We start from the raw sequence: 14,077 nt of genomic DNA, 5'->3' as shown, positions 1-14,077 counted from the left end.
CGGTGCGGTGTCCGTATTGATGTGTCCCCGCTACCCACCGCAGCACGATGCGGCACTAAGCGGCACGGCCCCCGTGTCGTCACGATGAGACAGAACGGGGTCGCGGCAACTAGCCTGTAGTCGACGACTACAGTGGACATACTGACATAGGTTAACCAAGGAAATGAGGCGAGCACCTGCCGTGAGCAGCGCTAGTACTTTCGGCCAGAACCAGTGGCTGGTGGACGAGATGTTCCAGCAGTTCCAGGAGGACCCCGCGTCCGTGGACAAGGAATGGCGGGACTATTTCGAGACACAGGGCGCCCCTTCAGGCACCCCCGAAAAATCCCCCGCTGCCGCTGTGCGGAAGCCCGCTGAACCCGCCTCCGGGAAGAACACCGGGGACGGGGTTCGGAGCGCGGCGGCTTCCCGGCCGACCGCCCCTGAAAAGGGGATCGGAATCGAGGCCGAGAAGGAGAAGCCGGAGACTCCCGCAGCGAAGGCCCGCGATCACGCCCCGAAACGTGAGGGCGAGAGCAACCGGAGGCGGGACGCTGCCGCCGAACGGTTCGCGAAGTCTCCGTTGAGCCGTATCGAGGATCTCCCGGAGTCGGGCAAGAAGCAGCTGACCGGCATCTCGAAGGCCATCGCCAAGAACATGGATCTCTCCCTCGAGGTCCCCACCGCCACCTCTGTGCGCGACATGCCCGCACGGCTCATGTTCGAGAACCGGGCGATGGTCAACGACCAGTTGCGCCGCACCCGTGGCGGGAAGATCTCCTTCACCCACATCATCGGCTACGCCATGGTCAAGGCGACCATGGCGCATCCGGCGATGAACAACTCCTACGACGTGATCGACGGTAAGCCGACCATGGTGGTCCACGACCACATCAACCTCGGTCTGGCCATCGACCTTCCGCAGAAGGACGGCTCCCGTGCGCTCGTCGTCGCGGCGATCCGCGAGTGCGAGACCCTTTCCTTCTCCGAGTTCGTCGAGGCGTACGAGGACATCGTCGCCCGGGGCAGGAAGGGAAAGCTGACCGGCAAGGATTTCTCCGGTGTGACCATCACCCTGACGAACCCGGGCGGTATCGGCACCCGTCACTCGGTGCCCCGTCTGACCAAGGGCCAGGGCGCGATCATCGGTGTCGGGTCGATGGATTACCCGGCGGAGTTCGCGGGCGCCTCCGAGGATCGTCTCGCTGAACTGGGTGTCGGCAAGCTCGTCACCATCACCTCGACCTACGACCACCGCATCATCCAGGGTGCGGAGTCCGGTGAGTTCCTGCGCACGATGAGCCAGCTGCTCACCGACGACGCGTTCTGGGACCACATCTTCGACTGCATGCAGGTGCCCTACACCCCGATGCGCTGGCGTCAGGACATCCCGAACACCGGGGTGGACAAGAACACCCGCGTCATGCAGCTCATCGAGGCCTACCGTTCACGCGGTCACCTCATCGCGGACACCAACCCGCTGCACTGGACCCAGCCGGGTGTCCCGATCCCGGATCACCGGGACCTCGACATCGCGACCCACGGTCTGACCCTGTGGGACCTGGACCGGAAGTTCTCCGTCGGCGGTTTCGCGGGCCGTGAGCAGATGACCCTCCGCGAGGTCCTGACGACGCTGCGCCAGGCGTACACCCTGAAGGTCGGCTCCGAGTACTCGCACATCCTCGACCGGGACGAGCGCACCTGGCTCCAGGACCGGCTCGAGGCCGGCATCGAGAAGCCGACCGGCGCGGAGCAGAAGTACATCCTGCAGAAGCTCAACGCGGCCGAGGCCTTCGAGAACTTCCTGCAGACCAAGTACGTCGGCCAGAAGCGCTTCTCCCTGGAGGGTGCGGAGAGCCTCATCCCGCTCATGGACGCCTGCATTGACACGGCGGCCGGGCAGGGCCTCGACGAGGTCGTCATCGGTATGCCGCACCGTGGTCGCCTCAACGTCCTCGCCAACATCGTCGGCAAGCCGTTGCGCAACCTGTTCAACGAGTTCGAGGGCAACTTCGATCCCGCCCAGGCCGGCGGCTCCGGTGACGTGAAGTACCACCTCGGCGCCGAGGGTCAGCATCTCCAGATGTTCGGCGACGGTGAGATCAAGGTCTCCCTGACGGCCAACCCCTCCCACCTTGAGGCCGTCAACCCGGTCATGGAGGGCATCGCCCGCGCCAAGCAGGACATCCTGGACAAGGGCGAGGACGGCTACTCCGTCGTTCCGCTGCTGCTCCACGGGGACGCCGCCTTCGCCGGTCTCGGTATCGTCCCCGAGACGATCAACCTGGCCCAGCTGCGCGGCTACACCGTCGGCGGCACCATCCACGTCGTGGTGAACAACCAGATCGGATTCACCACGACCCCGGACGCCGCCCGTTCGATGCACTACGCCACCGACATCGCCAAGGGCTTCGGCTGCCCGGTGTTCCACGTCAACGGTGACGATCCCGAGGCCGTCGTGTGGGTCGGACGTCTCGCCACCGAGTACCGTCGCCGCTTCGGCAAGGACGTCTTCATCGACCTGGTCTGCTACCGCCGTCGCGGCCACAACGAGGCCGATGACCCGTCGATGACCCAGCCGCAGATGTACGAGATCATCGACAACCGCGACACCGTCCGTACCCGCTACACCGAGGACCTCCTCGGCCGTGGCGACCTGTCCTCCGAGGACGCCGAGGCCGTCATCCGCGACTTCCACGACCAGATGGAATCGGTGTTCAACGAGGTCAAGCAGGCGGGCAAGAAGCAGGCCTCCGCGCAGGAGGGGATCACCAGTTCCCAGGAACTCCCGCACGGCCTGGACACCTCCATCTCGAAGGCGGATCTCGTCGAGATCGGGGAGGCCTACGCGAACACCCCGGAGGGCTTCACCATCCACCCGCGCGTCCAACCGGTGGCGAAGAAGCGTGTCGAGAGCGTCCACGAGGGTGGCATCGACTGGGGCTGGGGCGAACTCATCGCCTTCTCCTCCCTGGCGAACTCCGGCAAGCTCGTGCGGCTCGCGGGAGAGGACTCCCGACGCGGCACCTTCACCCAGCGCCACGCCGTCCTCGTCGACCCGAAGACCTCGGACGACTTCAACCCGCTCAATGAGCTGGCCCAGTCGAAGGGCGACGGCAAGTTCCTCGTCTACAACTCCGCACTCACCGAGTACGCGGGCATGGGCTTCGAGTACGGCTACTCCGTGGGCAACCCGGACGCCGTCGTCGCCTGGGAGGCGCAGTTCGGTGACTTCGCCAACGGTGCGCAGACCATCATCGACGAGTACGTCTCCTCCGGTGAGGCCAAGTGGGGCCAGACCTCCGGTGTCATCCTGCTCCTGCCGCACGGCTACGAGGGCATGGGCCCGGACCACTCCTCCGCACGCATCGAGCGCTACCTGCAGCTGTGCGCAGAGGGTTCCATGACCGTCGCACAGCCGTCGACGCCGGCGAACTACTTCCACCTGCTGCGCCGTCACGCTCTCAGTGAACTGCACCGTCCGCTGGTCGTCTTCACCCCGAAGTCGATGCTGCGCATGAAGGACGCCGCCAGCCCGGTGGAGGACTTCACCGAGGTGCGCAAGTTCCGCTCGGTGATCAACGATCCGCGCCTCGTCGACCGCGACAACAACGTCATCGGCGACGTGGACAAGGTCACCACGATCCTCCTGGTCTCCGGAAAGCTCTACTACGAGCTGGAGAAGCGCCGGAAGAAGGACGGCCGCGAGGACGTCGCGATCATCCGCCTGGAGATGTACCACCCGATCCCGCACAACCGCCTCAGGGAGGCCTTCGGGTTCTACCCGAACGCCACGGAGGTCCGGTTCTGCCAGGATGAGCCGGCGAACCAGGGTGCCTGGCCGTTCCTGGCGCTCAACCTGCCGGAGCGCATCCCGGAGATGCCGCCGCTCAAGCGGATCTCCCGCCGTGCGCAGTCCTCCACCTCGACGGGCATCTCGAAGGTGCACCAGTTCGAGCAGCAGCAGCTGATCGACTCGGCCTTCGCCCCGGACGCCTGACCGGGGACGACCTGACGGCGGGAGCCCTGCACCACCGGGATAATCCGGTGGTGCAGGGCTCCCGCCGTCTTTCCGGGGATCTCCCGGGACCGGTCTACAGGCCCTCGCTGTGCAGGTACGGGACCACGGCGGCGGAGACGGAATTCGAGTCCAGGGCCGTGCGGGTCAGTTCACGGATGTCCGCCGTGGAGATCGTTCCACCGACCGAGTTCAGGATGAGCCGGTCACGACGGTCGAGCATCGGTTTGCGGTACACCGGCACGATGTTCTGCGGTAGTTCCGGACCGTCGTAGTCCTCGCATCCGAGGGCGTTGGAGGGATCCGTCGCCATCATGTTCCCGGGCAGTGAACCGACCAACGCGGAATAGACCTTCTCCCGCCACTCCCCCGAGTTCCGGTCGACGTCCCCGGACGCCACTGCGGCGGTGTACTGCGCCGACAGTTCCTCGGCCGCCACGGGATTGAGCTGGTGCAGAAGTTCACCGGTGCACCCCACGACGAGATCCGCCCGCCGCTCATTGAGCCGTTCGATGCGTTGATTGTCGTTCGATGTGGTTTCCAGGGTGAGATAGGCGTCCCGGTCGTGGGAGCGGAGGGTCCGCTGGTACATCTCCCCGAGGATCCGCTGTTCGATGGACGAGGAATTGACCGATATCTGGACGGGGCGGAACTCCGATTCCCCCGGTTCACCAGCCGGTTCCGGTGCACATCCCGAGAGCAGGGGCACACCGATCACCGTGCCGAGCACGACGCGGCACAGACGCCGCAGCGTCAGCGGGGTGTCAGTGGTTCTCATGTCGTGGTGCCTCCTGGATACGTGTACCTGTGGCCGGGGAACGGCGCGGTTCGGTGGGAACCGGTGGGACGGACGGCGGCGAATCTGGCGCGTCCCACCGCTCCGGGACCACTTTACGTCGCGGTCGTACGGGAGCGTGTCTTTCGACGATGGTGTCCACGGGCCGGAACTCGGTAGACTCACTGCCGGTCCGCCGTCCCGGGGTTCTCCGGGACCCGGCCGCCGACCACCGACCACCAGCCGTCCTCCCCCGAAAAGGAGCGTCACCGCCCGATGCCCAGTATCCGTCGTGTCCTCAAGCCCCGGACCTCCCTCACCGACAAGGTCACCCCTTCCCCGATGGATCCGGACGCCCCCGTCGAGGACGCCATCGAGCGCTGCACGGTCTATGTCGACGGGGTCGACGACGGACGGGAACACACGTATCTCAGTGCCCTGCGGCATGTCCGGGCCGAGGGCCGTGGCTGGGTGTGGCTCGGGCTCCTCGAACCCAACGAGCGGCAGATGATGGAGATAGCGGACGCCTTCAACATCCATGAGCTCATCGTCGAGGACGCGGTCAACGCCCATCAGCGCCCGAAGGTCGAACGCTACGACCAGCAGCTGTTCATGGTCGTCCGCTCGGTGATGTTCAAGGAGCACGAGTCGGTGAACAACGCCTCGGAGATCATCGAGACCGGTGAGATCCAGATGATTCTCGGGCCCGATTTCATCATCACCGTCCGCCACGGCAAACCCTCGAACATCAAGGGCCTGCGGAAACGCGTCGAGGAGGATCCCGAGCAGACCGCCCTCGGTCCGGCGTCCGTCGCTTGGATGATCACCGATGCCGCCGTCGATGAATACGTCCGGATCAGCGGTGAACTCACCACCGACGTCGACGAACTGGAGGCCGAGGTCTTCACCCCGAACGAGCGCTTCGACATCCAGACGATCTACATGCTCAAGCGGGAGATCCTCGAGATGCGGCACTCGATCGATCCTCTCGCCGCCGCGTTGCGGCTGCTGCTGGAGCGCAACGGGGACATGCTGCCCGGTGAACTCGTCCGCTATTTCCGGGACGTCCTCGATCACGAACTGATCGCCGTCGACAGTGTCCGGGGCCTCGATGAGCGTCTCTCGGCGCTCATCGACGCCGGCGTCGCGAAGATCACCCTGCAGGAGAACGACGACATGAGGAAGATCTCCTCCGTCGCGATCATGGCCGCGGTGCCCACCGTCATCGCGGGAATCTACGGCATGAACTTCGAGTTCATGCCCGAACTCCAGCTCCGGTACGGCTACTACATGGCGCTTCTGCTCATGCTCGGCTCCGTGGTGTTCCTGTGGTGGCTGCTCCGGCGCAGGAACTGGCTCTGAGTCTCCGGGGCCGTCACCGGCCGGTGGAGTGCCTGCCGCCGAGGTTCGCCCGGGCGATCTCGTCCCGGGCGCGGCGGGCGTGCTCGGGGGAACAGAGCACGTCGTACCTGCCGGCGACGATCTGCGTCGTCGTCGCGAAATCCCTCCGCCCCTTCGACGCCGCGTAGGGCACGGCTGCGGCGATCAGGCCGAAGATGACCCCCATGACGATGCCGTAGATCATCGGTGCCACGAGACCGTCGTTGAACAGACTCATCAGGACACCGACGAAAAGCCCCAGCCAGGCACCTGAGGCGGCACCCGCGGCGAGAACCCTGCCCCACGTCAGCCTGCCGACGACCCGTTCGACCTCCATGAGGTCGACACCGACGATGGTGAGCTCGTTGACGGGGAAGTCCCCGCTGTCACTGAGCATGTCGACCGCGGCCTGCGCGGAGGAGTAGTCCCCGAAACTACCGACGGGCCAGCCCTCGGGCCGTCGGCGTTCCCCCGGCTGGTTCTTCGCCTGCGGGGTCCCGAACGGTGCCATGCTCATGATCTCCTCCTGGGGTGCGGTGGAGAATACACCCACCCGGCTCTTCCGGTGGTCTTTCCTCCACCCGGTACAACGGTGCGCCCCGGCGGAATGTTCCCCCGGGGCGCACACAGTAAAGTGGATCCCCATGAGCCCTATCACCCGTGTGTACGCAGGCCGTCTCTCCGGCATGGTCGTCCGTGGCCCGGACACCGACGCCATCGGTCGTGTCCGTGACATCGTCATCGCGGTTCGCCCGAACGGCCAGACCTCCCGGGCCCTCGGCCTCGTCGTCGAGATGCTGAACAAACGCCGGATCTTCCTGCCGATGCTCCGGATCGCCGAGATCGAGCCGCAGGAGATCATGCTCGCGACCGGTTCGGTGTCGCTCCGGGCCTTCCAGTCGAGGACGGGTGAACTCAGCGTTCTGTCGGACATCGTCGGGTCGAAGATCGAGGTGGATGACCCGGAACTCGATCATCTCCACGGCAGGGCCCTCGAGATCGCGGACGTCGAACTGGAACGTACCCGCACCCGTGACTGGGTGATCTCCCGGGTCGCGGTGTTCCACGAGAAGGCGAAGTTCGGGCGGCGCCCGAAGCTGGACGTGGTGCCGTGGGCCCACGTCCACGGCATCTCCGCGAGCGGAACCGGGGACCCGGACGCGACGGCCGAGATGATCGCCCAGTTCGATGACATGCGCCCGGCGGACATCGCGACGCAGTTGTACACGATGCCGGCCCAGCAGCGGGAGCAGATCGCCGTCGAACTCGACGACGAGCGGCTCGCCGACGTCATGCAGGAGCTGCCCGAGGACCGGCAGGCGGAACTCCTCGACGCGCTCGACTTCGAGCGTGCCGCCGACGTCCTCGAGGAGATGGACCCGGACGACGCCGCCGACCTCCTCGGCGAGCTGCCGGACGCCAAGGCCGCCGCCCTGCTGGAGGAGATGAATCCGGAGGAGTCCGCTCCGGTCCGCCGCCTGATGAGCTTCTCCCCCGACACCGTGGGCGCCCTGATGACCCCGGAGCCCCTGGTGCTGACACCCCAGACGACGGTCGCCGAGGCACTCGCGTTCGCCCGTGACCCGGAGCTCCCCACATCACTGTCATCCATGGTCTTCGTCGTGCGTCCGCCCACAGCGACCCCCACCGGCAAGTACCTCGGGTGCGTGCACCTCCAGCGTCTCCTGCGGGAACCTCCGGGATCGCTGATCGGCGGCTGCCTCGATCCCGATCTCCCCCCGCTGTACGCGGACGACGACCAGGAGACCGCGGCCCGGTATTTTGCCACCTACAACCTCGTGTGCGGTCCCGTTCTCGACGCGGACAAGCATCTTCTCGGTGCCGTGGCCGTCGATGACCTCCTGGACCACATGCTTCCCGATGACTGGCGGGAACGGGGTCTGCGCCCCGATCCGGAGCTGGGGGGCAGGCGCCCCCTGTTGCATCCCGGGCCACGGACATCACTGTGACCCACCCGCACCACCCTCCCCTACGACTCCCCCAGATCCCCGTGAAGGAGCACACCCGTGGCTGATTACCAGCGCAGCGACCTCGACACACCGGTCGCCGGACAGCGTCGAAAGCTGATCAACATCGACGGTGATTCGGTCGGCGCTTTCGCTGAGAAGGTCGCACGATTCTTCGGCACCGGTGAGTACCTCTTCTGGCAGACGGTGTTCGTGATCATCTGGATCGCGCTCAATGTCGGTGCCTGGAAGTTCAGTTGGGACCCGTACCCCTTCATCCTGCTCAACCTGGCGTTCTCCACGCAGGCGGCGTACGCGGCGCCGCTGATTCTGCTCGCCCAGAACCGCCAGGAGGACCGGGACCGTGTCGTCATCGCCGAGGACCGGCGACGTAGTGAACAGACCAAGGCCGACACGGAGTTCCTCGCCCGGGAACTCGCCGGTGTCCGGATCGCCGTCGGTGAAACGGTCACCCGCGACTACCTCCGGCGCGAACTGGAGGAACTGACCGACGTTCTCGAGCGTCTCGAGGCGAAGATCGACGATGAGTCGGCGGCACGCCAGGCCCGGGACCATCTCGAGCACCGTGAGCGTGACGGGAAGGATCTCCTGTCGGAGCCGACGATGGGCGAGATCAACGACCGCGAGGACGGCGGCAGGTGACACAGCCCGCCACCACCTCCGGATGGCCGGTACGCCCCGCACGACGGTTCCCGGTGTCCGCGCGCTAGGATCGGTGGGTGATGACTACCGTGACTGAATCCGACGTCCGCGCCGCGCTCTCCCGGGTGATCGACCCGGAGATCGGGCGCCCCATCACCGAGCTCGGCATGGTGAAGTCCATCGCCGTCGATGGCTCGTCCGTGCAGGTGGAGATCTATCTCACCATCGCCGGATGTCCGATGAAATCGACGCTGACGGAGAACTCCCGTGCCGCTGTCGCGGAGATCGACGGTGTCACCGAGGTCACCGTCACCACCGACGTGATGAGTGATGAGCAGCGTCGTGAACTCCGGACCAGTCTCCGTGGCGGTGCCGCCGAGGTCGTCAACCCGTTCGCCCAGCCGGGGTGCACGACCCGGGTCTACGCGGTGGCGAGTGGCAAAGGCGGTGTGGGGAAGTCCTCCATGACCGTGAACCTCGCCACGGCGCTGGCCGCCCGGGGACTCACCGTCGGTGTCCTCGACGCCGACATCTACGGGCACTCGATCCCGCACATGCTCGGTTCGGACGAACGCCCGCACCAGGTCGACGACATGATCATGCCGCCCATGGCGCACGGTGTGAAGATGATCTCCATCGGGCATTTCGTGGAGGGAAACTCCCCCGTCGTGTGGCGGGGACCGATGCTGCACCGGGCGATCACGCAGTTCCTCACCGACGTGTTCTGGGGTGATCTGGATGTGCTCCTCCTCGATCTTCCCCCCGGTACCGGTGATGTCGCGATCTCCGTCGCCCAGCTGGTGCCCAATGCCGAGCTGCTCATCGTCACGACCCCCCAGGCCGCCGCCGCCGAGGTCGCCGAACGTGCGGGGTCCATCAGTCAGCAGACCAGGCAACGGATCGCCGGCGTCATCGAGAACATGGGTGCGATGGTGATGCCCGACGGCACCACCGTCGACGTGTTCGGGGCCGGTGGCGGTCAGACCGTCGCGGACAGGTTGTCCATCCTGACGGGAACCGAGATCGACCTCCTCGGTGAGGTGCCCCTCGATCCCGCGCTCCGTGCCGGCGGTGACGTCGGTGTGCCCGTCGTCATATCCCATCCGGAGTCCCCCACGTCGAAGGCCATCGGGGGTATCGCGGACAAGATCGCCGTACGGCGGGAGTCACTGGCGGGCAGGTCACTGAACCTGGGGGTCACCACCAACAGGTGACCGGACCTTCGAACCGCACACGGGAAACGGGCCCCGGGAGAATCTTCTCTCCCGGGGCCCGTTTTCCACTGTCGTCGTCCGTTCCGCCTAGGTGACGTCCGCCCAGTCGCCGGACCCCCGGGATCCCGCCGGCGGGTCCGTCCGTGGTGACGGCTCCCCTTCAGAGGGCCGCTCCACACGCACGGTCTCCTCTGCCGCCCGTTCGACGGTGGTGTTCCGCTCCGCCGCGCGTTGGCGGTGTGCACGCCCCGCGGTGTCACCGGACATGATCTTCTTCGGATCGAAGGCGTCGAGCACACTGTCGTCACCGTCGAAGAGGGTCTTGGTCAGGACCGCGCGGGGCCCCATCCGCTGCATCGCGGCGAGTTCCCCGAGGGAACCGGAGATGTCCTCGAACTCGGGACCGAACTCCTCGTTCATCGAGCGCTTGGCGTTGTCGATGGCGGTCCTGGCCGCGAGAATCGCCGCACGGACATCCTCGATGACACGGGGAAGACGCTCAGGGCCGATGACGATGAGACCGACAACGAAAAGGACGAATATCTCGAACCAACCGACATTGGAGAACACCTCTCCATCCTAACTGAAGAGGCCCCCGGGACAACGGGCTCCGGGGTTCACCTCCCCCGGGAACGCCGTACCGCACGGTAGAGGATGTCCACCTTGTCGAGCAGTGTCTCCGGCGGCGAGTAGACGGTGTCCTCGATCCCGGGCCCCGCCGGGCAGGACTGCGCGATAGAGGTCAACCGTTCCATCAGCGAACTGGGGACCCGGATGCCGTCGTTCTCCGTGCAGGTGCGGAGCCGCTCAGCGGCGCGACGCTGCTGATCGACCTCATCCCTGCACTCGACGCAGTGCACCATGTGCACCCGCGCACGGTGTGCGGCACCGGATGTCAGTTCCCCGTCGACGAACGCGGCGACGGCCTCGGGACTCAGGTGTTCGACGGACGCGAACTCACGCGGCCTCCGTTCCCTGCCCGCCATCCTTCCACCGTCGGGCTGCTGTTCACCCATGTGGAACCGCCTCCCTGAAATCTCCGTCCGGAGCCGGGGCGCATCCCGGTCGAGGACCCGGACATCCCGGCGAATCTGACGCCAAGAATACGCCGTCCGACGCGACACCGCCCGTTTCCGTGCACCCGTGAACCGGGGGGACGGTCAGTTTCCCGGCCCCACAGGAAGCAGAAGCCGCGCATCGGAGTCGGTGCGCGCGGCATCCTCGAGACTGGCCCGGAGCTGGCTCCGCCCGCGGTGGATACGCGAACGGACGGTACCCATCTTCACTCCCAGGGTGTCGGCGATCTCGTCGTAGGTCATGCCGAGCACGTCACAGAGAACGACCGCGACGCGGAACTCGGGGCTCAGGGCATCGAGGGCGTTCTGGAGAACAGGGTCAAGGTTCGCGAAACTGTACGCCTGCTCCGGCGTCATCTCGGTCCCGGGGACACGGTCGTAGTCCTCGGGCAACGCCTCCATGCGGATACGACTGCGGTGACGCACCATGTCGAGGAAGAGATTCGTGGTGATGCGGTGGAGCCACCCCTCGAAGGTGCCGGGCCGGTAGTTCCGGAGAGACCGGAAGACCCGCATGAAGGTCTCCTGGGTGAGGTCCTCCGCATCGTGCCGGTTACCGGACAGCCGGTACGCGAGACGATAGACACCATCGGCGTGTTCCGCGACCAGTTCCGCCCATGAGGGCATCTCCGCCTCGCCCGCGTCGAATGCGGCGGTTCCGCGCAGCTCCGCAGCCTCGTCGACACCGACGGCGGCCTCTGCGGTACCGGAGGGACGGTTCGTTCCGGAGGGATCGGACATCATGGTTTGATTCTCCATCAGTGAGTTATCCTACAGCGAAGCAGCCCCTGAGAACATCCTGATTTTCGCGCCTCAGTTCCGTAACGTACCCCCGCCCCTCCCCCAAATCACCGACCCGGGGAGTCACTCGCGCCACAGCGATCACATCCGGCGGGTTTCCCCCGTTTTCGACGCGATCCACCATAGACTCGGTTCCGTGAGTGACACCGCCTTCAGCACCCTCAGTTCCTACATCACCGGAACCACCGACGAGGACCCCGTACTCGTCGACGCCCGCAATGACGCGGGCGAGTTCGGACTCGCCGTACCGGACGAGATGACCGGATCCCTCCTCTCGACCCTCGCGGCCGGTGCCGCCTCCGGAGGGTCGGCGGGCGCCATCGCCGTCACACCGGCGGCCGGTGTCGTCGGCCTCTACCTCCTCGCGGGACTCGGTGAGCGCGGCCACCTCACGTGCATCGACCCGGAGGCCGAGCACCAGAAACAGGCCCGGGCGACCTTCACGGCCGCCGGTTACCGGCCCGGACGGTTCCGTTTCCTCCCGTCCCGCCCGCTCGAGGTGATGGGCCGTCTCGCGCACGGGTCGTACCAGCTCGTCTACGGGGACATGCGGCCGAGTGATCTGAGGGCGTTCATCAACGCGGCGTGGCCGCTGCTCGGTGACAACGGCGTGCTCGTGCTCGCCGACTGTCTCCTCGACGGAACACTGACGGACGAGACCCGCCGGGACCGTGACACCACGGCCGCACGGGAGGCCGATGAACATGTCCGGCAGATGGAGGACGCCCTCGTGACACGGCTGCCCCTCGGTGCCGGCATGACGATCCTCACCAAGCGTCCCGCCCCCGGCTCCTGACCTGTGAGGCACGAAAGCGCGTCCACGGTTCTCCCGTGAACGCGCTTTCTGCCGTTGTTGCCTCATCTGCCGGTGTCACCGCGACGAGCGTGGCGACCAGTGCAACCTGTCCAGCACGCTAGACGACGACGTTTTTTCCGATGCAGACGACCCCGCCGGCGCTCACGGTGAAGCGCCCCGAGTCCCGCTCGTGGTCGACCCCGATGAACTCCCCCTCGGAGATCACCACATTCTTGTCGAGGATCGCGTGACGGACCACTGCGTTCTTCCCGACGCGGACGCCGGGCATGAGCACGGATCCCTCGACGGTCGCCCCCTCCTCGATGACGACGTTCGCGGAGAGCACCGAGTTCCGGACCGTTCCGCCGGAGATGATCGAACCGGACGCCACCATCGACGACTGGGCGATACCCCCCTGCACGAACTTCGCCGGCGGGTAGTTGCCGGTGTCGGTGTTGTGGATCGGCCAACGACGGTTGTACAGGTTGAACACGGGGTGCACGGAGATGAGATCCATGTGCGCCTCATAGAACGCGTCGATGGTACCGACGTCGCGCCAGTAACCCCGGTCACGGTCGGTTGCGCCGGGCACCTGGTTCGAGGAGAAGTCGTAGACGTGCGCCTCGTTCTTCCGGACGAAGAACGGGATGATGTCCCCGCCCATGTCATGATCGGAGTTCTCGTTCTCCGCGTCCCGCTTCAACGCGTCGATGAGCGCCTCCGTGGTGAAGACGTAGTTGCCCATGGACGCGAAGGTCATCTCGGGGTCGTCCGGGGTCGCGGGTGGATCGGCGGGCTTCTCCAGGAACTCGGTGATCTCCCCCTCGTCGTTCGACTGGATGCAGCCGAACGCGGTCGCCTCGGAGCGGGGGACACGGATGCCCGCGACGGAGACCGAGGCTCCGGAGGCGATGTGCTCCTCGACCATCTGGCGGGGATCCATCCGGTAGACGTGGTCGGCGCCGAAGACGATGACGTACTCCGGGGCCTCGTCGTAGATGAGGTTCAGGGACTGGAGAATGGCGTCCGCTGAACCGGTGAACCACCGCTTACCCAGACGCTGCTGTGCGGGGACCGGGGTGATGTACTGGCCAGCGAGTCCCGCCAACTGCCATGACTGGGAGATGTGCCGGTCGAGGGAGTGGGATTTGTACTGTGTCAGGACACAGACTTTCATGTACCCGGCGTTGACCAGGTTGGAAAGAACGAAGTCGATCAGCCGGTAGGTGCCTCCGAAAGGCACAGCGGGTTTCGCGCGGTCCTCCGTCAGGGGGGACAGACGCTTACCCTCACCGCCGGCGAGGACGATGGCTAGGACATGTGGTTGGCTCCTCACGAAACCCACTGTATAAGACATTCGTCACTCATGGTGGGGTTCCGGCGAATTGTTTGCCGCAGACATGCGGAC

12 protein-coding genes are annotated in these 14,077 nt (G+C 66.0%); 6 read left to right on the top strand and 6 right to left on the bottom strand.

What is annotated here, in order from left to right; genetic code table 11:
* Positions 1 to 181 precede the first annotated feature (181 nt).
* On the top strand, positions 182 to 3,979 hold the full coding sequence (locus JIM94_RS07670) for a multifunctional oxoglutarate decarboxylase/oxoglutarate dehydrogenase thiamine pyrophosphate-binding subunit/dihydrolipoyllysine-residue succinyltransferase subunit (protein WP_200251440.1): 3,798 nt from the start codon (positions 182 to 184) through the stop codon (positions 3,977 to 3,979).
* A gap of 94 nt (positions 3,980 to 4,073) precedes the next feature.
* Here the strand turns inward: JIM94_RS07670 and JIM94_RS07665 are convergent, their stop codons facing one another.
* Complete coding sequence (locus JIM94_RS07665; RefSeq protein WP_200251429.1) at positions 4,074 to 4,775, bottom strand: hypothetical protein; 702 nt, start codon at positions 4,773 to 4,775, stop codon at positions 4,074 to 4,076.
* 273 nt (positions 4,776 to 5,048) lie between these two features.
* Here JIM94_RS07665 and JIM94_RS07660 point away from each other — a divergent pair, with 273 nt between their 5' ends.
* Positions 5,049 to 6,134: a magnesium and cobalt transport protein CorA gene (locus JIM94_RS07660; protein ID WP_410170964.1), complete on the top strand. Its 1,086-nt coding sequence runs from the start codon at positions 5,049 to 5,051 to the stop codon at positions 6,132 to 6,134.
* A 13-nt stretch (positions 6,135 to 6,147) separates the two neighbouring features.
* On the opposite strand, the gene JIM94_RS07655 is transcribed toward JIM94_RS07660, so the two are convergent.
* A complete protein-coding gene (locus JIM94_RS07655) occupies positions 6,148 to 6,669 on the bottom strand; it encodes a YflT domain-containing protein (RefSeq protein WP_200251426.1) in 522 nt (173 codons plus the stop codon).
* 127 nt (positions 6,670 to 6,796) lie between these two features.
* Here JIM94_RS07655 and JIM94_RS07650 point away from each other — a divergent pair, with 127 nt between their 5' ends.
* From JIM94_RS07650 to JIM94_RS07640, 3 genes are all read left to right on the top strand, one after another.
* Positions 6,797 to 8,122, top strand: a complete 1,326-nt coding sequence (locus JIM94_RS07650) for a magnesium transporter MgtE N-terminal domain-containing protein (RefSeq protein WP_200251423.1) — start codon at positions 6,797 to 6,799, stop codon at positions 8,120 to 8,122.
* A gap of 57 nt (positions 8,123 to 8,179) precedes the next feature.
* The gene (locus tag JIM94_RS07645) at positions 8,180 to 8,782 is read left to right on the top strand and encodes a DUF1003 domain-containing protein (protein WP_200251420.1); all 603 of its coding nucleotides are present in this window, start codon (positions 8,180 to 8,182) and stop codon (positions 8,780 to 8,782) included.
* Between the two features lie 80 nt (positions 8,783 to 8,862).
* A complete protein-coding gene (locus JIM94_RS07640; RefSeq protein ID WP_200251417.1) occupies positions 8,863 to 9,996 on the top strand; it encodes an Mrp/NBP35 family ATP-binding protein in 1,134 nt (377 codons plus the stop codon).
* 87 nt (positions 9,997 to 10,083) lie between these two features.
* On the opposite strand, the gene tatB is transcribed toward JIM94_RS07640, so the two are convergent.
* From tatB to sigE, 3 genes are all read right to left on the bottom strand, one after another.
* Positions 10,084 to 10,566, bottom strand: a complete 483-nt coding sequence (gene tatB / locus JIM94_RS07635; protein WP_200251414.1) for a Sec-independent protein translocase protein TatB — start codon at positions 10,564 to 10,566, stop codon at positions 10,084 to 10,086.
* A gap of 47 nt (positions 10,567 to 10,613) precedes the next feature.
* Complete coding sequence (locus JIM94_RS07630) at positions 10,614 to 11,012, bottom strand: anti-sigma factor family protein (RefSeq protein ID WP_234039064.1); 399 nt, start codon at positions 11,010 to 11,012, stop codon at positions 10,614 to 10,616.
* Positions 11,013 to 11,156: 144 nt separating this feature from the next.
* A complete protein-coding gene (gene sigE / locus JIM94_RS07625) occupies positions 11,157 to 11,813 on the bottom strand; it encodes an RNA polymerase sigma factor SigE (RefSeq protein WP_200252155.1) in 657 nt (218 codons plus the stop codon).
* A gap of 196 nt (positions 11,814 to 12,009) precedes the next feature.
* Between sigE and JIM94_RS07620 the strand changes: the two genes are divergently transcribed.
* Positions 12,010 to 12,669 carry an O-methyltransferase gene (locus tag JIM94_RS07620; RefSeq protein WP_410170962.1) on the top strand — a complete coding sequence of 220 codons (660 nt, stop codon included), beginning with the start codon at positions 12,010 to 12,012 and terminating at the stop codon, positions 12,667 to 12,669.
* Positions 12,670 to 12,787: 118 nt separating this feature from the next.
* Here JIM94_RS07620 and glgC read toward each other — a convergent pair whose 3' ends face one another.
* The gene (glgC, locus tag JIM94_RS07615; protein WP_200251411.1) at positions 12,788 to 14,026 is read right to left on the bottom strand and encodes a glucose-1-phosphate adenylyltransferase; all 1,239 of its coding nucleotides are present in this window, start codon (positions 14,024 to 14,026) and stop codon (positions 12,788 to 12,790) included.
* Between the last annotated feature and the right edge of the window lie 51 nt (positions 14,027 to 14,077).

Origin of the sequence: Corynebacterium pygosceleis (genome assembly GCF_016595275.2) — a bacterium.
Classification (GTDB): domain Bacteria; phylum Actinomycetota; class Actinomycetes; order Mycobacteriales; family Mycobacteriaceae; genus Corynebacterium; species Corynebacterium pygosceleis.
Note: the sequence above shows the minus strand (reverse complement) of the source record. Positions and strands in the feature narration are given on the sequence as shown.

Coding starts and splice junctions, on each gene's coding strand:
- JIM94_RS07665 (WP_200251429.1), bottom strand. CDS start 4,775: ATGAGAACCACTGACACCCCGCTGACGCTGCGGCGTCTGTGCCGCGTC.
- JIM94_RS07660 (WP_410170964.1), top strand. CDS start 5,049: ATGCCCAGTATCCGTCGTGTCCTCAAGCCCCGGACCTCCCTCACCGAC.
- JIM94_RS07655 (WP_200251426.1), bottom strand. CDS start 6,669: ATGAGCATGGCACCGTTCGGGACCCCGCAGGCGAAGAACCAGCCGGGG.
- JIM94_RS07650 (WP_200251423.1), top strand. CDS start 6,797: ATGAGCCCTATCACCCGTGTGTACGCAGGCCGTCTCTCCGGCATGGTC.
- JIM94_RS07640 (WP_200251417.1), top strand. CDS start 8,863: ATGACTACCGTGACTGAATCCGACGTCCGCGCCGCGCTCTCCCGGGTG.
- JIM94_RS07630 (WP_234039064.1), bottom strand. CDS start 11,012: ATGGGTGAACAGCAGCCCGACGGTGGAAGGATGGCGGGCAGGGAACGG.
- sigE (WP_200252155.1), bottom strand. CDS start 11,813: ATGTCCGATCCCTCCGGAACGAACCGTCCCTCCGGTACCGCAGAGGCC.
- glgC (WP_200251411.1), bottom strand. CDS start 14,026: ATGTCTTATACAGTGGGTTTCGTGAGGAGCCAACCACATGTCCTAGCC.